We start from the raw sequence: 20,009 nt of genomic DNA, 5'->3' as shown, positions 1-20,009 counted from the left end.
AAGCATCAATCATCAGGAACAGCAAGGACTGATTCAAAAACCCATCATAAATAAACACCTATTTAGGGCTACTCAAAACACTTTATCACAAGCGATAGCACAGTGTCAACGATTAAACTGTCTCCGCTCTGCGTGGTTTCGGGTACTCCCTTGTCGTTCACCTAGGCCTCAAACCCGCGTAACGCCTGAATTTCCGGCTCTCATCAGAACCATCCTTATTGGCATTTCTCAGTATCGGCCAATTTCTAGAAATCCAAACCTGCGCATCGGCTTGCCAATAAAAAAAGAGCCTATGAGGCTCTTAATCAGTGCAACAGTCTAGCCGCTAATATTACGAACTTCCAGATAGCGTTCCAACTTGCGCTTCACGCGCTGGAGCGCATTGTCGATCGACTTGACGTGCCGATCCAGATCGACGGCTATTTCCTGATAAGAACGCCCGTCCAAATAGAGCATCAGAACCTTACGCTCCAGATCGCTCAAAATCTCCGACATCTTATCTTCGAGGCCAACGAACTCTTCTTGATTAATAATCAACTCTTCCGGATCCGATACACGCGTACCGCAGATGACGTCCAGCAGCGTACGATCCGAGTCTTCATCATAAATCGGCTTGTCCAGCGACACATACGAATTAAGCGGAATGTGCTTCTGCCTGGTAGCCGTCTTAATCGCGGTTATAATCTGTCTGGTAATACAAAGCTCCGCAAACGCCTTGAATGACGCAAGCTTGTCTCCTTTGAAATCCCGAATCGCCTTGTAAAGACCAATCATGCCCTCTTGCACGATATCTTCGCGGTCGGCCCCGATGAGGAAATAGGAGCGAGCTTTAGCCCGGACGAAATTCTTATATTTATTGATCAAATATTCCAGCGCTTCGCCATCACCTTCACGAACCGCTTCTACTATATCTTCGTCCGTTCTGCAGTCATAGTCCAGCGTTTTCCACTCTTTGAGGTCGATGCTCACGAACAATCCCTCCGGTTCGAAAGGCGTGCAATGCAAATAACTATTATACTAGGAACGAAGACCTGCGATAACCCGCAGACGCCTGTCATCCCTCTCGTCAATCATACGATAGAGTCAAGACCAACCTGCCAAAAGACATAGCCTCAGTATACATTATGTAACCTAGCACCGTCAATGCAGATCAGGCCGTTTCGGCGTTTATAATCTAGTAAAAATGGGATAAACCGGACCCTTATGTTGCTTCGAAGTAAGAGATATTCACACATTCCTAACATATGATTCCAAATGTTTCATTGTTCGCCTCGACGCATCTTTTCGAGTTTCATGCGGACATCCATCTTCAAGTTGTTGTCGAGTTCATTGCGCACCTGGCTAGGCGGTCGTTCAAGCGCTTTTTCAATGCTTTTGCGGTTCTGCTGGATATCCGTCAGCAACTCGCGCGCGGTTACCCGGAGCGCTCCTTGGCCGAACGCGACATGCTGCTCCACCAAGTCATTCGTCGCGACATAGATTTGGCGGCTGCGCTTCCTCTTCTCCAATGCAAGCCGCTCGATGCAGGCATCCGCGGTCTCTTTTTCCTTCGTATAGACGACCGTGATACGGTGCTGCTTGAAGGTTGCTCCCGTACCGGGTACTTGGTGCGCGTCGAACACGACGATCACTTCCATCCCGGTAAAACCTTGATAATCCGCGAGCATCTCAAGCAGCTTGTCCCGCGCTTCCTCCAGATTCGTATCCTTCAGCCGTGCCAGCATCGACCAGGCGCCGATCATGTTGTAGCCATCAACCAGCAGGACATCTTCCCGCCGCTGCATCTATCTGCTCCGCCGCTGCCGCACCACTTCGTACATCAGTACGCCCGCCGCTACCGACGCATTCAAAGAATTCAGCTGGCCGAACATCGGCAATTTGATGAGAAAATCGCATTTCTCGCGGATAAGCCGTCCGATGCCTTTGGCCTCGTTGCCGATCACGACGCCCAACGGCAGATCGAAGTTGGCTCTGTAGACGTCCTCTTTGGCAGAAAGATCCGTACCTGCAATCCAGATCCCTTCTTCTTTGAGCTTATCGATCGTCTGGGCCAAATTTGTCACGCGCGCAACAGGCACATATTCCACCGCTCCTGCCGAAATTTTGGCCACTGTTGCCGTCAACGCCGCAGAACGGCGTTTTGGGATAATGACGCCATGTACGCCGGTACACTCGGCCGTCCGCAGAATGGAACCGAGATTGTGCGGATCCTCGATTTCGTCTAGCAGCAGGAAGAACGGCGTTTCGCCGCTTTCCTTGGCACGCGCGATCAACTCTTCCACCTCATAGTATTGATACGCTGCCGCTTGTGCGACCACGCCCTGATGCGGTACATCGCTGACCAGTTGGTCCAGCTTGCGTTTGTCTACGGTCTGAATGATAACGCCCGCATTCTTCGCTTCCGCGACGAGCGCACCCGCTCCTTTCAACGCCTGCTCCGTCATCCAGATTTTATTGATTTCCCGGCCGGAGCGCAGTGCTTCCATGACGGGATGCTTGCCTGCAATCCATTCTTGTGAGTCGTCCCGTTCTGTCATTGCTTCTTCCTCCTAATATATGAACGCTTCCTGCTAGCCGTTATGGTCCGCAAAGCCTGCGGCCATCAACTCCTGCAGTCGGTCGATTCGTTTCCCGTAGTATAAAAATCCGACCAGGCACTCGAGCGCCGTGGCCTGCCGGTAATCCGCCACATTGGCATTCTTGGGCGGCGTTCCCGACTTGGTATTGCGCCCTCTGCGCACAACATCCGCCTCTTCTTCCGTTAGCAACGGGGTCCATTTCTCCAGCAGCATCCGCTGGGCTTTAGCAGACACGAATTGCGTGGCTTGCTTATGCAAATGGTGCGGCTTATGATTCGGCTGCGCAATCAAATATTGCCTGACCAATAGTTCGAAAACCGCGTCTCCCATGTAGGCGAGCACGACTGGATTCAGCAAATTAGGGGATTTGGCAGGCTCGTGTTGCCACAAGCCCGCGTTCTGCCCTTCGATTATTCCTGTATTGTTCGATATCGTCATCGGTTGCTCCATCTTATTCATGTTGCTTGTCATTTCCGTTTCCAACGAATGCCTTGTGGCGTATCTTCCAGCACAATGCCCTGTTCAGCCAGCAAATCGCGAATTTCATCCGCACGCGCCCAGTTCTTGGCCTGACGCGCCTCAGTACGCTCGACGATTAGCGCATCGATATCGGCATCGAGCAGTCCTTCTTCTTCCTGCGGCAGCAATCCGAGCACATTATCCATCGCTTCGAAAGCGCCCAGGAACAGTTGCAGAGCATCCACCGTTACCACGGGGCGCTGCAAATATTGATTGGCCTCGCTCACCAGATCGAACAACGCCGTGATCGCATCCGGCGTGTTGAAGTCATCGTCCATCTTCGCTCTGAACTGCTCGATAATCGACGTGACGCGCTCTTCGATCGCGCCGAAATCTTCTTCAGCCACGTTGCCTGCCACCGACAACCGATGATTCAAGTTACCGTAGCAGTTGGCAACCCGCTCCACGCTGTTCTCGGCTTGTGCGATCGTCTCATCGTTAAAGTTGAGCGGACTGCGGTAATGGCTCGACAGCATGAAATAACGCAGCGCTTCGCGCTTGGTCTGTTTGAGCAGCTCATTGACCGTAATGCCGTTGCCCAGCGACTTGGACATCTTCTCGTTGTTAATATTAATATAGCCGTTGTGCATCCAATACCGCGCGAGCGGCTTGCCAGTGACGGCTTCCGATTGCGCGACTTCGCATTCATGGTGAGGGAACTGCAAATCTTGGCCGCCGCCATGAATATCGAGCGTATCGCCCAGATATTTGCGCGCCATCGCGGAGCACTCGATATGCCAACCCGGGCGTCCCGCTCCCCAAGGGCTATCCCAGGCAATCTCGCCGGGCTTCGCGGCTTTCCAGAGCACGAAGTCCTGACCGTTCTCTTTGCGCTCATCGACTTCGATCCGTATGCCCAATTGCAGCTCATCCATGTTCTGATGGGACAGCTTACCGTAATCCGTGAATTTGTTCGTACGATAATACACGTCGCCGCCGCTTTCATAGGCATAGCCTGTGTTCACCAGCTGCTCGATAAACGCGAGAATTTCCGGAATATGCTCCGTTACGCGCGGATTGATCGATGCCTTATGAATGCCGAGTCCGGCAATATTCTCATTGAAGGCTGCGATGAAGCGCTCGGCCACTTCGGGGACCGTCGATCCGAGCTGCTCGGCCTTACGGATCAGCTTGTCGTCCACATCCGTAAAGTTCACCACATAATTGACCTCATAGTCGCTTGCTTCCAAATAACGCCGAACGACATCGAAGAAGATGGCAGGCCGCGCGTTCCCGATATGAATGTAATCGTAGACCGTAGGTCCGCACACGTACATGCTCACCTTGCCTTGCACAAGCGGAACGAACTTCTCCAGCTCCCGGGTCATCGTATTGTAAATATGCAATGTCATCAATCTTGCTCCTTCACCTATAAGCTTCTCACTTCTTGCCTCTCTTGCCTGGTCTGCTCCCGTTCCCGTCTCAGCTCTGCCTTAAGCTCATCGATCTGGCGCTGCATATCGCGCAGCATCTCCACGACCGGATCGGGCAGATTCGTATGATCAAGACGATCCCCTACGCGCTCACCGTTGCGTTTGACCACCCGTCCCGGGTTGCCGACGACCGTACTATTAGATGGGACCTCCCGCAGCACGACTGCATTTGAACCGATATTCACATTATCTCCAACTGTGAACGACCCGAGTACCTTCGAGCCTGAACCAATAACAACATTGTTGCCAATAGTTGGATGTCGCTTACCTTTCTCCTTACCCGTACCGCCGAGCGTGACACCTTGGTAGATGACGACATTGTCGCCGATTTCACAGGTTTCGCCGATGACGACCCCCATGCCATGGTCAATAAACAGACGATGCCCGATAACAGCTCCCGGATGAATCTCAATCCCTGTAAAAAAGCGGCTCACCTGCGAAATGAAACGGGCGAGCGTAAACCACTTACGCTTATAAAACCAATGCGCTACCCGGTGCGCCCATATCGCATGCAAACCCGAGTATGTAAAGACGACCTCAAACTTGCTGCGGGCTGCCGGGTCGTTATCCAGCACGGTCTCGATATCTATCTTCATATTGCGGAACATGGTACAACCCCCTCTTTCGATTCGGCCGCCTTTTACGGAAGCGAAAAACGAATCCCTTGCTTCCCATGAAATCTTTAATGATGCCTTGGCCGATAATGCAAAAAGCCCCCGCAGCCTTATGGCTGCAGAGGCGTACATACGCGGTTCCACTCTGCTTGGGACTCGGGTACCCCCATTGGAGGGCAACCATCCATCTTCCGTGTCTTTAACGCAGACATTCGGCACTCCCTACCCCGTAGTCATACGGATCGGAGAGCGCAGCTCACAGGCGCAAGGCTCACTTCGGGAATTCTGGGCAACTTCCAGCCAATCGTACAGCTCCGCTTCATTGAATCCTGTAGCAGCGGCTCCATAGGAAAGGTCGCCCTCTCTGTGAGAATTCTTCTCTTGAAATGAACTTCCTGATCAATGCTATTGACCGATTACGAATAATACCCCAAGTATAACGGACACCCGGATGACTGACAAGTGGGATATTCGCCTATACCGGCAATCCGGATGGACCGGGATTAGAGTCGCTTCTGAAGGCGCTCTTGCACTTTGGCCTTGCCAAGCAGCGCGATCGTCTGGTTCAGGTCCGGGCCATGCGTCTGGCCGGTAAGCGCAGCGCGAATCGGCATGAACAGCTGTTTGCCTTTGAACCCGGTCGATTGCTGCACGGCTTTGATCGCCGCCTTAATGCCGCCCTCAACGAACGGATCCAGCGCTTCGACTTGCTCCGCGAAAGCACGCAGCACGGTAGGCACCTGTTCTTCCGCGAGTACGGCCGCCGCTTCCTCTTCGTCCGTTACTTCCGGCAGGAAGAACAGTTCCGTGAGCGCGACGATATCCGATGCCGAGCGCAGCTTATCCTGGTACAGCGCAACCAGCGCGGTCGTCCACTCCCGTCCGCTCTCATCCAGCGCTTCCGGCAATCTGCCCGCTTGCTGCAAATGCGGGATACACAGGTCAACCAGACGCGCTACGTCGGTCTTCTTGATGTATTCATTGTTCATCCAGCTCAGTTTATTCGTATCGAATACGGCCGGGCTCTTGGACAAGCGCGACGCGTCGAATACGTTAACGAGCTCTTCGCGCGTGAAGATTTCCTGCTCGCCTTCCGGCGACCAGCCGAGCAGCGTAATGAAGTTGAACATTGCCTCCGGCAGATAGCCCAGGGCGTCGTATTGCTCAATGAATTGAATGATCGACTCGTCGCGCTTGCTGAGCTTCTTGCGGTTCTCGTTCACGATGAGCGTCATATGTCCGAATTGCGGCGGTTCCCAACCGCAAGCTTCATAGATCATCAGCTGGCGCGGCGTATTGGAGATATGGTCTTCTCCGCGCAGCACATGGCTGATCGCCATTAGATGATCGTCTACCGCTACGGCGAAGTTATACGTTGGAATGCCGTCACGTTTCACGATGACGAAATCATTGGTGCCTTCGGAGTCGATGCTGATCGTCCCTTTGACCATATCGTCCCACGTGTACGTCTTGCCCGCAGGTACGCGGAAACGCACGCTCGGCACGCGGCCTTCCGCCTCGAACGCCTGGCGCTGCTCTTCCGTCAGGTCACGGTGACGACCGGAGTAGCCCGGCATCTCACCGCGCGCAATCTGTTCTTCCCGCTCCTGCTCGAGTTCTTCCTCGGTACAGTAACATTTGTAAGCCAGGCCGCGATCAAGCAGATCCTGCCAGTACTCACGATAAATGTCGAGACGTTCGGTTTGACGGTAAGGACCATAGCCGCCGCCTACATCAATGCTCTCATCCCACGTGATGCCGAGCCACTTCAGGTAGGTCAGCTGGTTCTCCTCGCCGCCTGCGACGTTGCGCTTCACGTCGGTATCTTCGATCCGTATAATGAATTTGCCGCCGCGGCTGCGAGCGAACAAATAGTTAAACAACGCCGTTCTTGCATTGCCGATATGCAGATGGCCCGTCGGGGACGGCGCATAGCGGACGCGAATTTGTTCAGACATCGCTTAATAAGCTCCTTCCACTACTCTTCCTCATTATCCCACGATCATAGCACAATCTTGACAAGGCAGACAACCGATTGCGCCGCAATCCCCTCGCCCCGACCCGGGAAGCCGAGCTGCTCGGTCGTCGTCGCTTTCACGTTCACTTGCGAGATCTCTTCGGCTTCGAGCGCCTTGGCGATAACCTCTGCCATCTGCGGGATGTAAGGCGCCATCTTCGGACGCTGCGCGATTATAGTGGAATCTACGTTCCCGAGCTTATAGCCCCGTTCTTTCGCCAGCTTCCATACATCTTCAAGCAGCTTCAAGCTGTCCGCATCCTTGAACGCTTCGTCCGTATCCGGAAAATGCTTGCCGATATCCCCAAGTCCTAGCGCGCCAAGAATCGCATCGCTAATCGCATGCAGCAGCACGTCCGCGTCCGAATGGCCGAGCAGACCTTTCTCATAGGGAATCGTAACGCCGCCGATAATACACGGACGCCCCTCTACCAACTGATGCACATCGAAACCTTGACCAACACGAATCATTCCAATCTCTCCTCTACCAAGCTAGTTCGGTATCACTTTGGCCGCTTAAGCAAAAATTCCGCCCACGGCATATCTTCCGGCGTCGTAATCTTAATGTTCGTATACTCGCCTTCCGCGACGACGACCGGCACGCCGCCGAATCGCTCCACGACTACAGCGTCATCGGTGCCGACAAAACCGGAGTCCGCCGCCTTCTCATGGGCTTCCAGCAGCAATGCACGACGAAAAGCTTGCGGCGTTTGAATCGCCCACAAGCTTCTCCGATCCGGCGTAGCTACAATAACGCCTTCCTCATTCACTTGCTTAATGGTATCTTTCACAGGTACGGCAAGTACCGCAGCCTCAGATTGCTGAGCCGCTGCAGCGCAGGCGCGGACAGCTGCCGGGGAGACGAGCGGACGAACCCCGTCATGAACCATCACCCACTCGGTATCCAGAGCATGCAGACCGCGCAGTACCGAATGCTGCCGTTCACTGCCGCCCGCGACAACCGCCCGCACTTTGGACAAGCCGTACTGGGCCACGAGCGCCTCGCAGCGCTCCACATCCATGCTGCCCACCACGAGCGCGATCTCACGGATCTCCGCCATCGATTCGAAAATCTCTAATGTATGTACCAGCACGGGCTTGTCCTGCAGCAGCAAATACTGCTTGCTCTCTGCGGTTCCCATTCGCGTCCCGCGCCCAGCCGCCACCACGACAACGCCCCATGCTGCGCTAGTTCCTGCCATGCCTCTCAACCGCCTCGCTGTAAACTTATGATGCGCTATTCGCCTGTTGCTCTATCGGGAGAGCGGCGCACATCATACGGTATCTATCATACCGTGTTACAGCGCTTTTTCCAACAATTTCGGCTTGGCAAAAATCATCCGGCCCGCGGAGGTTTGAAGCACGCTGGTCACCAGAACCTCCATCGTCGTGCCGATAAAGTCTCTGCCGCCTTCCACGACGATCATCGTACCGTCATCCAGATAAGCAACGCCTTGGCCATGCTCCTTGCCGTCTTTGATCACCTGTACGACGATTTCTTCGCCTGGCAGGACGACCGGCTTAACCGCATTCGCCAGATCGTTGATATTCAGCACGGATACGCCTTGAAGCTCGCATACCTTATTCAAGTTGAAATCGTTCGTGACCACTTTGCCATGCAGCACTTTGGCCAACTTCACCAGTTTGCTGTCGACTTCGCCGTCTTCCATGTCGCCTTCATAGATCAGAACTTTCACATCGAGCTCCTTCTGAATCTTGTTCAGAATATCGAGCCCGCGGCGCCCGCGGTTCCGCTTGAGCAGATCCGAAGAATCGGCAATATGCTGCAGTTCCTCCAGGACGAACTCCGGTATAACGAGCGTCCCTTCAATAAACCCCGTCTTGCAAATATCGGCAATCCGCCCATCGATAATAACGCTCGTATCTAGAATCTTATGTTCTTCGTACGTGCTGTCCTCCAGATTGTCCGCCGGCTTGGCGCGCATGCTCATGAAGCTGCTGAAACCTTCGGCCAACTCCTGTTTCTTGCTTAAGCCCAGCCGCAATCCGAAATACCCAAAGAATAACGTCATACACGCCGGAATGAATAGACCCGCTCCGCTAAAACCGGATACAGCCGGGTACAATAAAGCTGAAATGCCAAGTCCGCTTGCCAAGCCCGCTCCGCCTGCCATGAGATCCCCAGTCGGCATCTCCGAAACACGATCTGCTCCACGCTCGAGAAAACGGATGATTGCCCCCGATAGCATGGAAGCCAATACAAGACCACATAGTGCTCCAATACCTACGTTGATGTAGTAACTCCCCGATCGTTGCATAACCGCGTATGATTGCGAGGTCCAGATTGCCCCGGCATTCATCCAGCTATGCATTTGCCCCCCAATTACAGCACCGAACAATAAGCCAATGGTTTGAATAATTCGTTTCATCACATAAATCCACCTCCATTACAATTATGTGCCAATCTTTCGCACGTTAACCGTAGGGTGGACCAATTTTCGCGGAAAAACTGCGGATTCAAAACAGTTTTTGAAATACGGGACGGCTTAGGCTTATAATAGGAGGAGCACTGCCAATCCTGAAATGAGGTGGAATCGATGAGCACGCCTACGCTTGCAGAATTTCAAGAGCAAGTATCCGAGCTTCTGTTGCGACACCGAAGCTTGTTGGATGTATTATCGAAGTACGGTCAAGCCGGAGCAGCTGTAAACCGGGCCGTGGCCAAATCCGTTACCGAATGTGGATGTATCGAATTGAACGCACGGAAACAGGAATATCCGGACGATGCCAATTTGGAACAGGCAAAGACGAAGCTGCACCACCATATTAATGGCGAGCTATGCGAGCACTGCAAGGATGCCATTAAGAACGAGCTCGGACGCAATCTCTTCTATATGTCCGCGATGTGCAATCTGTTGGATATCAAGCTCGACGAAGTGGTGACGCACGAATCGAACAAATGTGCTACACTGGGACTTTTCAATTTGACTTAAACCGCCATCTAGGTAATCTTATCGTGACGATATGCACAACAAAAACCGCCTTGGTTCCTCTGTTAGAGGATCAAGGCGGTTATTCGTTCTCCGGGTATTGACCAAGCGAGTTCGCGCCGATTAAGCGCTATTCTCGCTGTGTACGTTGTCATCTTCCTTGCGGCGTTTGCGATTGCGCCAAGGAAGTCGGCGATCAACGTTTTTTTTTAAGCCGTACAAGGCGTACAGAACAAGCGGTACGAAAATGATTTTGGACAAATGCTGCGGGAACAACAACGCTAGCACGACCGATACAATGACCACAAGCGGTACGACCCAGATGGCATTACGGGGAATGCCTACCTTCTTGAAATTCGGGTATTTAACCGTACTTACCATTAGGAACGAGAGCACAAGCGTACTTGCCAACAAGATCGAGATTGGGATCTCCTTGTGAAACAGCGCCAGCGTGGCGAGCACGCCGCCTGCAGCAGGGATCGGCAGTCCAATGAAGTATCCCGTAGCACCGGAGATGACATTGAACCTGGCCAGCCTCAGTGCCCCACAGATCGGGAAGAGCGCGGTGATAATCCAGGACGGCGCAGCATTCAGTTCCTGAAACGCTACGCTATACATAATGAAAGCCGGCGCAACGCCGAACGATATGACATCGGATAAGGAATCGAGCTCTTTGCCGAACTCGCTTTGCGCATTCAGCGCACGAGCGACCCGTCCGTCCACTCCATCCATCAGCATCGCAATGATGACCATCATTGCCGCAAGATCGTATCTTGCGTTCTCCGGAAAGACGAGGATGATGGCGATGATGCCTAGGAACAAGTTCGCCACGGTAAAAAGACTCGGTATCGATTTTGTAAACATTAAGCTCCACCTCATCTTTACTATGCCCCAAAATGAATGAACTATCGGTTCATTCATCTGTAAAATCTAACCAATCCAAGGCGCATTCTAACATTGTATGGGATTTAAATTTGCCTGTCAATGAACATCTGCTCTTGGATCCGTTTGAGCCCTTCCTTGATTGCACGGGCCCTTACTTCCCCAATACCGTCCACTGCATCGAGCTCTTCAATCGTCGCCATTAGAATATGGGGCAAGTGATCAAAGTGTTCCACGAGATTGTGCATTATAACCGCCGGCAGACGAGGGATCTTGCTAAGCAGACGATACCCTCTTGGCGCAACCATCTCTTCTGCACCGGATCCGCCGTATCCGAGCAGCTTGACGATCGGCGGTATATCGAGCAGATCTTCCGCTGTCAATTTGCGGATGCCATTGCGAATTTCCCGAATTTTCTCTTCGCTGGATTCCTTCGCATAGTCTTTAAGCAGGAACCACAGCTCTTCCTCGACGCCGCCGACCAACTCATCCATCTGCATGGCGATCAGACGGCCTTCTGTTCCAAGCTCGTTAACGTATCGTTTGATCTCCATCTTCACCCGGATAACCATTTCTACCCGTTTTACGACGTGGGCAACCTCCTGCAGCGTAACAAGCTCCTCGAACTCGGAAGCGGATAGGTTCGTGAACGACTGAGTGAGCACCGCGCGGTACTTCTCCAGCGTCTGGATCGCCTGATTCGCTTTCGTGAGAATAACGCCCATTTCCTTGAGCGAATAACGCAGTTGGCCTTGATACAAGGTGATGACATTCCGGCGCTGCGAGATGGATACGACCAGCTTCCCGGTTTGCTTGGCCACCCGCTCCGCCGTCCTGTGCCGGATCCCGGTTTCCGAGGATGATATCGAACTGTCCGGAATCAGCTGGGTATTGGCATACAAAATTCGTTTACGGTCTTCACTTAATATGATGGCGCCATCCATCTTCGCCAACTCATACAAATAGTTCGGCGAGAAATCGCAATTGATCGAGAAGCCGCCATCGACAACTTCCATTACTTCCGGACTGTAGCCTACTACAAGCAGTGCGCCAGTCTTCGCGCGCAGCACGTTATCCAGCCCATCGCGAAATGCGGTGCCGGGCGCAACCATTTGCAGCAGCTGATTCATAATTTCCTGTTGACTCGGCTCCTTCATATTCTGCCCCCTCTATCCCAACGCTGCCTTGAGCGCTTCTGACACGGTCTCCACGCCAATGATCTCAATTCCAGTCGGCGGACTCCAGCCTTTCAGACTCTTCTCCGGCATAATGACGCGCTTAAAGCCAAGCTTCTGCGCTTCTTTCACCCGCTGCTCAGCGCGAGCAACGGCTCTTACCTCACCGGTTAACCCGATCTCGCCAAAAATAACATCATACGGTCTGGTCGGCGCATCCCGGAAGCTCGAAGCGATGCTTACCGCCGCAGCCAGATCGACTGCCGGCTCATCCAGCTTCACCCCGCCGGCGACGTTCAAGTAAGCATCCTGCGTTTGAAGGAACATCCCCATCCGTTTCTCCAAGACGGCGATGATCAGCGCCATCCGGTTATGGTCGATGCCCGTCGACATCCGGCGGGGCGACGGGAAGTTCGTCGTCGCCACCAATGCCTGCAACTCCACCAATACCGGACGCGTCCCTTCCATGCTGGCTACGACCGTAGATCCCGATACGCCAAGCGGACGCTCGGAGAGGAACAGCTCGGAAGGATTGGTTACTTCCCGAAGCCCCGACTCGCCCATTTCGAAGATCCCGATTTCGTTCGTTGAGCCGAAACGGTTCTTCACCGCCCGCAGCAACCGGTAGCTGTGATGCCGCTCGCCTTCGAAGTAAAGAACGCAATCCACCATATGTTCCAGCAGCCGCGGTCCTGCAATGGCCCCCTCTTTGGTCACATGACCTACGAGCACCGTCGCGATTCCTTTGATCTTCGCAACTCTCATGAAGTGAGCCGTGCACTCTCTGACTTGCGATACGCTGCCCGGCGCGGATTGCACGTTCGGATCATAGACGGTCTGGATGGAATCGATAACGAGAAAATCCGGCGTGACGGATTCAATCGCGTCGTTCACTTGATCCATGTTCGTCTCGCATAGCACATACAGCTTATCGGTAAGCGCACCTAGCCGGTCTGCACGCAGACGCGTCTGGCGCACGGATTCCTCACCCGATATGTACAGAACCTTCAAGCCTTTGCTTGCCAGCGCATGCGACGTCTGTAGAAGGAGCGTAGACTTCCCAATCCCGGGGTCTCCACCGACTAAGATAAGCGAGCCTGGTACAACCCCGCCGCCCAACACGCGATTGAGTTCTTGGAGCCGTGTTTCGATTCGGGGTTCTTGCCCGCTTTCTATGTGTATGATAGGTCGCGGCTTTTCTTTCGTCTGAATAAGCGGCGAGCCCATACCTTGTGTTTTGACAACGGTTTCCTTTTCCTCCACCATGGTGTTCCATGCGCCGCAGCCTGGACATTTGCCCAGCCACTTCGGCGATTCCGTGCCACAATCGGTACAAGCGAACTTCACTTTAAGTTTTGCCATCCGCGGCTCCTTCTCATGTGTAGACATTCATCTAAAAGTTTACCATTACTGCTGCTCATGTGACCACCCTTTATTCGGGCATAGAGAAGCTCCCTCTTGCTACGGCGAAAAGGGAGCTGTCATAGGCCTACCTGTATTATTCGTCTTCTCCAGCTATACGGCTAACGAGTACTTGATGGATCGTCATCTTGGATCCCAGCATGACGCTTTCCGTCTGAGCCTTGTGCCCTTCCGCACCCCCATGGCTTGTCCCGTGCGGTCCTGCCTGCGCACTCTGCTCCGTGCCGTCCGTGCCGGTCCGCCGCTGTACATGCGCTTGTCGGAAGTTATCGCTAGAGACCCAGTTTTCGAACGAGGCTTTATCATTCCACGTGGTGCATACCTTCAGCTCGTCTATCTCTTCCAGGTCTTCTGTCATCATCACTTCCATCCGGACGAAGCCCGGCTGCAGGTGAACGCCCTTCGATCGGCGAAAGCGTTCAGCCACTTCTACGCCATGGCCTTTCTTCACTTTAATCGTATTCGTCACTACGATCATCATGGTTAACCTCCTCGTATTGGGCTTTGAGATTACGCATATCTTTAGTCAATGTATTCCAATCGGACTGAGTCAAGAGTAGCTGCCCCTTTCCAAGGGGACCATATGTTCCGTTTTCTATTTTACCACTATCTCCCGCCCCGCGCAAAAAGAAAAGGGATCCTGCTCATTGGCAGAATCCCTAATCGAATTTATTTCGTCGCCGGCTCTTCTTCAGCAGAGCTCGTGCGCTCGACGGTCAGTTGACCGTCTTTCTCGTCAATGACGAGCGTATCGCCTTTGCTGATGTTGCCCATCAACAGGTCCTCTGAGAGACGGTCCTCGATATGTTTCTGGATGGCACGACGCAGCGGACGCGCACCATATTGAGGGTCGAAGCCTTCCTTCGCGAGGAAGGCTTTCGCCGTATCCGTAAGCGTAAAGTCAACTTCCTGCTCACGCAGTCGTTTACGCAGCTCGTCGGACATGAGCGTTACGATCTGAGCGATATGCTCTTGCTCCAGCGAGTGGAACACGATCGTCTCGTCGATTCGGTTGATGAACTCCGGACGGAAGCTCTTTTTGAGCTCACCCAGCACTTTATCCTTCATGATGGAGAAGTCGCGGCCGGCATCATGCACAGCCGTGAAGCCGAGCGAAGAATTCCGCTTGATTTGGTCGGCGCCTACGTTCGACGTCATGATGATCAGCGTATTGCGGAAATCGACCACGCGGCCTTTGGAATCCGTCAAGCGTCCGTCCTCAAGCACTTGAAGAAGGATGTTGAAGACTTCCGGATGCGCCTTCTCGATCTCGTCGAGCAGGACGACCGAATAAGGTTTGCGGCGAACTTTCTCTGTCAGCTGTCCACCTTCTTCATAGCCGACATATCCCGGAGGCGCGCCGACCAGACGAGAGGTCGAGTGCTTCTCCATATACTCCGACATATCGATGCGAATTACCGCATTCTCGTCGCCGAACATGGCCTCGGCAAGGGCACGGGCAAGTTCCGTCTTACCTACGCCTGTCGGTCCGAGGAAGATGAAGGAACCAATCGGACGCTTCGGATCTTTCAGACCGGCGCGTGCACGGCGGATTGCACGGGATACCGCTTTGACGGCATCCGTCTGGCCGATGACGCGGTCATGGAGGATATCCTCCATTTTGAGCAGGCGCTGCGTCTCTTCTTCAGCCAGCTTGCTCACCGGTACACCCGTCCAGCTTGCCACGACTTGAGCGATATCGTCCGGTGTAACCTCGGAGTCGGTACGGCCTTGCTTTTCTTTCCACTGATTGCGAGTCACGTCGAGTTCCTCGCGAATCTTCTGCTCCGTATCGCGAAGCGCCGCTGCTTTCTCGAACTCCTGGCTCTGCACGGCGGAGTCTTTCTCCTTGCGGATATCCTCCAGACGGTTCTCCAGTTGTTTCAGATTCGGCGGTACCGTGTACGTTTTGAGGCGTACTTTGGAAGAAGCTTCGTCGATCAAATCGATCGCTTTATCCGGGAGGAAACGATCGGTGATATAACGGTCGGATAATTTGACCGCTTGCTCAATCGCCTCATCCGTAATTTTCACGCGGTGATGCGCTTCGTAACGGTCACGCAGACCGTGAAGGATCTGAATCGCTTCTTCAGGCGAAGGCTGATCGACCGTAATCGGTTGGAAACGGCGTTCCAGCGCTGCATCCTTCTCGATATATTTGCGGTACTCATCGAGCGTCGTAGCGCCGATGCACTGCAGCTCGCCGCGGGCAAGCGACGGCTTGAGAATGTTCGAAGCGTCAATCGCGCCTTCAGCGCCGCCAGCGCCGATGAGGGTATGAAGCTCGTCGATGAACAGGATGATGTTGCCGGCTTGGCGAATCTCATCCATGATCTTTTTCAGACGATCTTCGAATTCACCGCGATACTTCGTTCCCGCAACGACCGAACCCATGTCCAAGGTCATGACGCGTTTGTCACGAAGCGTCTCCGGAATTTCGCCGGCGATGATCTTCTGTGCCAGACCTTCCGCAATCGCCGTTTTTCCGACGCCCGGCTCACCGATGAGCACTGGGTTGTTCTTCGTACGGCGGCTAAGCACTTGAATGACGCGCTCGATCTCTTTACTGCGGCCGATAACCGGATCGAGATTGCCTTCTTTGGCATAGGCGGTCAAATCGCGTGCTAAGCCGTCAAGCGTAGGCGTGCTTACATTCGTAGGCGTACCATGATTGCTCGAGATCGCTTCGCTGCTGCCGAGCAGTTGAAGGACTTGTTGACGCGCTTTGTTCAGGCTGATGCCCAAATTGTTCAATACGCGTGCAGCGACTCCTTCACCTTCACGAATCAGGCCGAGCAAGATATGCTCCGTGCCCACGTAAGTATGGCCGAGCTTGCGCGCTTCATCCATCGACAGCTCGATAACTTTCTTCGCACGCGGCGTATAAGCGATATTCGTCGGCTGCTCTTGTCCGCGACCGATCAGCGTCTCGACTTCATCCTGGATCTTCTCCAAGCTTAAGCCCAAGCCAATCAGCGCTTTGGCAGCAATGCCTTCCCCTTCGCGGTTCAAGCCGAGCAGAATATGCTCCGTACCGATATTGTTATGACCAAGCCGCACTGCCTCTTCCTGTGCAAGTGCCAGCACCTTCTGCGCACGTTCAGTAAATCTTCCAAACATCATGTTCACACACCCCCATGATCGGATTTACGATGTAAATGTTGACGTATTAATTCAGCTCTGCGGATATCCCGCTGCTCAGCGCTCAGCTTCTCGCCGGAGTTCTGCTGCAGGAAACCTGGCTGCGTTAAAACCAATAATTCATTCATCATCCGTGGCGTTACATCCTGAATCAGGCCCAAATCAATCCCTAACCTGACATCGGATAGCCGTTGAGCCGATTCCTTGGAATCCATAATGGACGCATGAGATAGGATCCCGTAAGACCGGAACACCCGGTCTTCCAGTCTGATTCTGGACTCATGCACCATTCGCTCTCTGGCCGCACGCTCGTGATCGATGATTTGCTTCGCTACGCTGTGGAGATTCTCGATAATCTCCCCCTCGGATTGACCGAGTGTAATTTGGTTCGAGATCTGGAACAAATTACCCAGCGCTTCACTGCCTTCCCCATAGATGCCTCGAACCGCAAGTCCAACCTGCGTTATAGCAGATAATATGCGGTTGATCTGCTGTGTCAGTACAAGACCAGGCAGATGCATCATGACAGATGCGCGGATTCCAGTGCCGACATTCGTCGGGCAGCTGGTCAGGAAGCCTCTTCGCTCGTCGAAAGCATAATCGGCAACCTCTTCAAATATATCATCAATGCGACTTGCCAATTCCCAGGCCTCTGAAATTTGAAACCCCGGATACAAACATTGGATCCGCAAATGATCCTCTTCATTCACCATGATGCTAACCGATTCGTTATCGCTTAGAATGACGGCGCCGCCTCTTGACTCATTGGCCAAATTCGGACTAATGAGATGCTTCTCCACCAATACTCTTCGCTCCAACTCGCTCAGATCCGACAGACGGATCGTCTCGAACTTCCCAACTGCGTTCAATCGCCCTGTCTCTGGAACAGCCGTCAACCGTTCCATAACATCCTCTGACTGTTGGTTTGTAGCGAGCATGGGGAAAGGAAGTCCCCGTAAATTCCGGGCGATTCGAATTCGGCTGCTGATGACGATATCAGCTTCTGGCCCAGTCCCCTGCATCCAATCACTTAGTGCATGCTGGGCAAAAGAACGTTTCGACAAGGCGATTCTCCTTTCAGCAAGCTCGTGCTACCCTTCGGCAACGCTTCGTTCCAACTCCCTGATCCGGTCGCGGATTTGAGCGGCGTTCTCGAATTCTTCACGCTCGATGCGTTCATGAAGCTCGCGCCTGAGACTCTCGATTTCACGCTTCAATTTAATTCTGGTTCCAGAACGCTTAGGCACTTTGCCGACATGAACCGCGTTACCGTGCACCCTTTTAAGAATCGGGTCCAACTTGTCACCAAATTGTGAATAGCACTTGCTGCATCCAAATCGTCCCATCTTGCTGAATTGAGCATAAGTTAAGCCGCAATTATCGCAACGAATGGTCTGACCCTTCGCTTGGTAACCCGGCCCAGCGCCGCTTGCACCGCCAGAAGGCTCAAAGTCCAGCAAACCGGACAGCAGGCTGTGAATGGAGAATCCATTCGTCGTACCCGGTATGCCTTCGCCTTTCTCACGAGCACAGGACTCACAAATATGAAATTCCGTTTTCTCGCCGCCTACAATTTTCGTGAAATGCAATGATGCAGGCCGCTTGCCGCATTCCTGGCAAAGCATAGTGCATGATCCCTCCTAAAAGTTCTGCAGCACGCAAAACTTGCTTCGAAAGCATACACATCAAGCTACGCTTCTAACCGCTGCTGATGCTCGAGGCTTCAGGCAGCCTCAGATTGAGAACAAAGTCGTTCTTATTTCATAAGAAGCGTAATAAGCATGGCTTTGAGCAATCTGGCCCGAACTTCGTCTCGCAAGGGTAATTTCAATGAGATAACATCCCGTGATACAGCGGCTCGCAACAGATTCGCTTCACGCTTGGAGATCATTTCTGCTTCTTCCAATTGATAAATCAATCCTTCAGCAGTCCCTTGATCCACTTCGTTGCCGATCGTCTGGGCAATATGCCCTTGTATCGTCTTCAGTGTAGGCAGCTCAACCCTTTGAATTCGGATATAACCGCCGCCACCCCGCTTACTCTCGACCAAATAGCCCTTCTCCAATGTAAAGCGGGTGCTGATGACGTAATTGATCTGCGAAGGAACACAAGAGAACCGATCTGCAAGTTCGTTACGCTGAATCTCGACTGCGCCTTCCGGGCTCTCCTGAAGTAACCCCTTCAAAAATTGCTCGATTAGATCGGAAATGTTGCGCATGCCGCCAACCTCCCTACAGCTGACAAACAACGATTCCGCCGGTATAATACCGGAAAAGTCAAATTAATCAGATTTCGTTGACTTTGACTTTCTTTGACTTTGATTCAATTATACGCGATTTTACCAAAAGGTCAAGAGTCCTCGCCGCGCTTTTCAATACCTTTACTAGCTTGGGCGGTTGGCGCTCATTTATACGCCTCGCATCATCCTCCGTGCTCATGCCAAATGAATGAAATGGTCCTTTACTAATTACCCTTATTTTTCATTGTGCTAAACGGGCTATAGGCGATTATAAGGACCTCTATTTGCATAAGATGCCGCCGTTCCTGATATGTTCCGATAATCTGGCCTACGTATGTGAGATAACCATATAATACTTTCTATCGTCTATTTACTATTCATAGTTTCCATTAATCGCGAACTTCATAACGTTCTCGAAATTTAACCTGCAAAACGTAAAAATCCGATCAAAGATCGGATTTCACGGTCGTTCCGTTATAGTAAAGCTCCATTTTCTTGTGCGATATGAGCTGCCATCTCTAGATCGGATTCTTCAATTACGACGGTCAACAGAATATCCCGGCCCGTAACTTGATTATCCCGACCACCAGAGCTTAAACCGCTTGCGCTAACATGAGTGGCTGCAAGTATGGCCGCGTCGCGATCATCAAAATCACCATTGAGCGTCAGGTATCCCAGTCCCGGAATATCACCGGTAATCGGATTACGTATCCGATCGCTTCCGTTTCCCGCAAAGCCATCGAAACGATCGATTCGAGAGGCGATAATACGTAGTCCTTTCATTTCCTTCAAAGCATGTTGCGCTTGATCTTCCGTATTGAAATAAGCCAATAAGCTTCTTTCCTTCATAAGGACACCTCTTCCTTCAACCTGAATGAGCGTCCTTATTGTTTCGAGTTCACTGCCGATCTATTCGAAGACAACAAAAAACCGACCACATGATGTGGTCGGTCATTCGTGCTTGGCGACGTCCTACTCTCCCAGGACCCTGCGGTCCAAGTACCATCGGCGCTGGAAGGCTTAACGGTCGTGTTCGG

General features: G+C 52.7%; 20 protein-coding genes and 1 rRNA gene. 1 reads left to right on the top strand and 20 read right to left on the bottom strand.

Annotated elements, in window-relative coordinates; genetic code table 11:
• Nucleotides 1–318: 318 nt before the first annotated feature.
• The 10 genes from sigH to FHS18_RS31145 form a co-directional block, all read right to left on the bottom strand.
• Nucleotides 319–969, bottom strand: coding sequence for an RNA polymerase sporulation sigma factor SigH (sigH, locus tag FHS18_RS31190; RefSeq protein WP_183604318.1), 651 nt, complete (start codon nt 967–969; stop codon nt 319–321).
• 290 nt (nt 970–1,259) lie between these two features.
• Entirely contained in the window at nt 1,260–1,784 is a 525-nt protein-coding gene (locus FHS18_RS31185; protein ID WP_183604317.1) for an NYN domain-containing protein, read from the bottom strand.
• The gene (rlmB, locus tag FHS18_RS31180; protein WP_183604316.1) at nt 1,785–2,537 is read right to left on the bottom strand and encodes a 23S rRNA (guanosine(2251)-2'-O)-methyltransferase RlmB; all 753 of its coding nucleotides are present in this window, start codon (nt 2,535–2,537) and stop codon (nt 1,785–1,787) included.
• Between the two features lie 33 nt (nt 2,538–2,570).
• The gene (locus tag FHS18_RS31175) at nt 2,571–3,029 is read right to left on the bottom strand and encodes a Mini-ribonuclease 3 (RefSeq protein ID WP_246428020.1); all 459 of its coding nucleotides are present in this window, start codon (nt 3,027–3,029) and stop codon (nt 2,571–2,573) included.
• Between the two features lie 17 nt (nt 3,030–3,046).
• Nucleotides 3,047–4,450 carry a cysteine--tRNA ligase gene (gene cysS, locus FHS18_RS31170; protein ID WP_183604315.1) on the bottom strand — a complete coding sequence of 468 codons (1,404 nt, stop codon included), beginning with the start codon at nt 4,448–4,450 and terminating at the stop codon, nt 3,047–3,049.
• 17 nt (nt 4,451–4,467) lie between these two features.
• On the bottom strand, nt 4,468–5,139 hold the full coding sequence (gene cysE, locus FHS18_RS31165; protein ID WP_183604314.1) for a serine O-acetyltransferase: 672 nt from the start codon (nt 5,137–5,139) through the stop codon (nt 4,468–4,470).
• A gap of 509 nt (nt 5,140–5,648) precedes the next feature.
• Nucleotides 5,649–7,103 carry a glutamate--tRNA ligase gene (gltX, locus tag FHS18_RS31160; RefSeq protein WP_183604313.1) on the bottom strand — a complete coding sequence of 485 codons (1,455 nt, stop codon included), beginning with the start codon at nt 7,101–7,103 and terminating at the stop codon, nt 5,649–5,651.
• Between the two features lie 44 nt (nt 7,104–7,147).
• Entirely contained in the window at nt 7,148–7,633 is a 486-nt protein-coding gene (ispF, locus tag FHS18_RS31155; RefSeq protein WP_183604312.1) for a 2-C-methyl-D-erythritol 2,4-cyclodiphosphate synthase, read from the bottom strand.
• 32 nt (nt 7,634–7,665) lie between these two features.
• Entirely contained in the window at nt 7,666–8,364 is a 699-nt protein-coding gene (gene ispD / locus FHS18_RS31150; RefSeq protein WP_183604311.1) for a 2-C-methyl-D-erythritol 4-phosphate cytidylyltransferase, read from the bottom strand.
• A 96-nt stretch (nt 8,365–8,460) separates the two neighbouring features.
• The gene (locus tag FHS18_RS31145) at nt 8,461–9,555 is read right to left on the bottom strand and encodes a PIN/TRAM domain-containing protein (protein WP_409348593.1); all 1,095 of its coding nucleotides are present in this window, start codon (nt 9,553–9,555) and stop codon (nt 8,461–8,463) included.
• A 165-nt stretch (nt 9,556–9,720) separates the two neighbouring features.
• Between FHS18_RS31145 and FHS18_RS31140 the strand changes: the two genes are divergently transcribed.
• Complete coding sequence (locus FHS18_RS31140; RefSeq protein ID WP_183604309.1) at nt 9,721–10,116, top strand: nucleoside triphosphate pyrophosphohydrolase family protein; 396 nt, start codon at nt 9,721–9,723, stop codon at nt 10,114–10,116.
• 120 nt (nt 10,117–10,236) lie between these two features.
• Here FHS18_RS31140 and pssA read toward each other — a convergent pair whose 3' ends face one another.
• The 10 genes from pssA to rrf all read right to left on the bottom strand — a co-directional run.
• Entirely contained in the window at nt 10,237–10,977 is a 741-nt protein-coding gene (gene pssA, locus FHS18_RS31135) for a CDP-diacylglycerol--serine O-phosphatidyltransferase (RefSeq protein ID WP_183604308.1), read from the bottom strand.
• Nucleotides 10,978–11,081: 104 nt separating this feature from the next.
• A complete protein-coding gene (disA, locus tag FHS18_RS31130) occupies nt 11,082–12,152 on the bottom strand; it encodes a DNA integrity scanning diadenylate cyclase DisA (protein ID WP_183604307.1) in 1,071 nt (356 codons plus the stop codon).
• 12 nt (nt 12,153–12,164) lie between these two features.
• On the bottom strand, nt 12,165–13,532 hold the full coding sequence (gene radA, locus FHS18_RS31125; protein ID WP_183604306.1) for a DNA repair protein RadA: 1,368 nt from the start codon (nt 13,530–13,532) through the stop codon (nt 12,165–12,167).
• Nucleotides 13,533–13,668: 136 nt separating this feature from the next.
• Nucleotides 13,669–14,073, bottom strand: coding sequence for an antibiotic biosynthesis monooxygenase (locus FHS18_RS31120; protein WP_246428018.1), 405 nt, complete (start codon nt 14,071–14,073; stop codon nt 13,669–13,671).
• Between the two features lie 188 nt (nt 14,074–14,261).
• On the bottom strand, nt 14,262–16,715 hold the full coding sequence (gene clpC / locus FHS18_RS31115; RefSeq protein WP_183604305.1) for an ATP-dependent protease ATP-binding subunit ClpC: 2,454 nt from the start codon (nt 16,713–16,715) through the stop codon (nt 14,262–14,264).
• 2 nt (nt 16,716–16,717) lie between these two features.
• The gene (mcsB, locus tag FHS18_RS31110) at nt 16,718–17,797 is read right to left on the bottom strand and encodes a protein-arginine kinase McsB (protein WP_183604304.1); all 1,080 of its coding nucleotides are present in this window, start codon (nt 17,795–17,797) and stop codon (nt 16,718–16,720) included.
• Nucleotides 17,798–17,824: 27 nt separating this feature from the next.
• Nucleotides 17,825–18,358, bottom strand: coding sequence for a protein-arginine kinase activator protein McsA (gene mcsA / locus FHS18_RS31105; protein ID WP_183604303.1), 534 nt, complete (start codon nt 18,356–18,358; stop codon nt 17,825–17,827).
• 131 nt (nt 18,359–18,489) lie between these two features.
• Nucleotides 18,490–18,951, bottom strand: a complete 462-nt coding sequence (locus tag FHS18_RS31100; RefSeq protein ID WP_183604302.1) for a CtsR family transcriptional regulator — start codon at nt 18,949–18,951, stop codon at nt 18,490–18,492.
• Nucleotides 18,952–19,446: 495 nt separating this feature from the next.
• Nucleotides 19,447–19,821: a hypothetical protein gene (locus FHS18_RS31095; RefSeq protein ID WP_183604301.1), complete on the bottom strand. Its 375-nt coding sequence runs from the start codon at nt 19,819–19,821 to the stop codon at nt 19,447–19,449.
• 110 nt (nt 19,822–19,931) lie between these two features.
• Nucleotides 19,932–20,009 (bottom strand): 5S ribosomal RNA (gene rrf, locus FHS18_RS35500); the annotation flags it as partial.

It is taken from the genome of Paenibacillus phyllosphaerae, assembly GCF_014192105.1.
GTDB classification, from domain to species: domain Bacteria; phylum Bacillota; class Bacilli; order Paenibacillales; family Paenibacillaceae; genus Paenibacillus_Z; species Paenibacillus_Z phyllosphaerae.
The sequence above is the reverse complement of the archived record's forward strand: the minus strand, read 5'-3'. Positions and strand labels throughout refer to the sequence as shown.

Coding starts and splice junctions, on each gene's coding strand:
- FHS18_RS31185 (WP_183604317.1), bottom strand. CDS start 1,784: ATGCAGCGGCGGGAAGATGTCCTGCTGGTTGATGGCTACAACATGATC.
- radA (WP_183604306.1), bottom strand. CDS start 13,532: ATGGCAAAACTTAAAGTGAAGTTCGCTTGTACCGATTGTGGCACGGAA.
- cysS (WP_183604315.1), bottom strand. CDS start 4,450: ATGACATTGCATATTTACAATACGATGACCCGGGAGCTGGAGAAGTTC.
- gltX (WP_183604313.1), bottom strand. CDS start 7,103: ATGTCTGAACAAATTCGCGTCCGCTATGCGCCGTCCCCGACGGGCCAT.
- clpC (WP_183604305.1), bottom strand. CDS start 16,715: ATGATGTTTGGAAGATTTACTGAACGTGCGCAGAAGGTGCTGGCACTT.
- rlmB (WP_183604316.1), bottom strand. CDS start 2,537: ATGACAGAACGGGACGACTCACAAGAATGGATTGCAGGCAAGCATCCC.
- mcsA (WP_183604303.1), bottom strand. CDS start 18,358: ATGCTTTGCCAGGAATGCGGCAAGCGGCCTGCATCATTGCATTTCACG.
- FHS18_RS31140 (WP_183604309.1), top strand. CDS start 9,721: ATGAGCACGCCTACGCTTGCAGAATTTCAAGAGCAAGTATCCGAGCTT.
- FHS18_RS31120 (WP_246428018.1), bottom strand. CDS start 14,073: ATGATGATCGTAGTGACGAATACGATTAAAGTGAAGAAAGGCCATGGC.
- FHS18_RS31175 (WP_246428020.1), bottom strand. CDS start 3,029: ATGGAGCAACCGATGACGATATCGAACAATACAGGAATAATCGAAGGG.
- pssA (WP_183604308.1), bottom strand. CDS start 10,977: ATGTTTACAAAATCGATACCGAGTCTTTTTACCGTGGCGAACTTGTTC.
- FHS18_RS31100 (WP_183604302.1), bottom strand. CDS start 18,951: ATGCGCAACATTTCCGATCTAATCGAGCAATTTTTGAAGGGGTTACTT.
- ispF (WP_183604312.1), bottom strand. CDS start 7,633: ATGATTCGTGTTGGTCAAGGTTTCGATGTGCATCAGTTGGTAGAGGGG.
- FHS18_RS31095 (WP_183604301.1), bottom strand. CDS start 19,821: ATGAAGGAAAGAAGCTTATTGGCTTATTTCAATACGGAAGATCAAGCG.
- disA (WP_183604307.1), bottom strand. CDS start 12,152: ATGAAGGAGCCGAGTCAACAGGAAATTATGAATCAGCTGCTGCAAATG.
- cysE (WP_183604314.1), bottom strand. CDS start 5,139: ATGTTCCGCAATATGAAGATAGATATCGAGACCGTGCTGGATAACGAC.
- ispD (WP_183604311.1), bottom strand. CDS start 8,364: ATGGCAGGAACTAGCGCAGCATGGGGCGTTGTCGTGGTGGCGGCTGGG.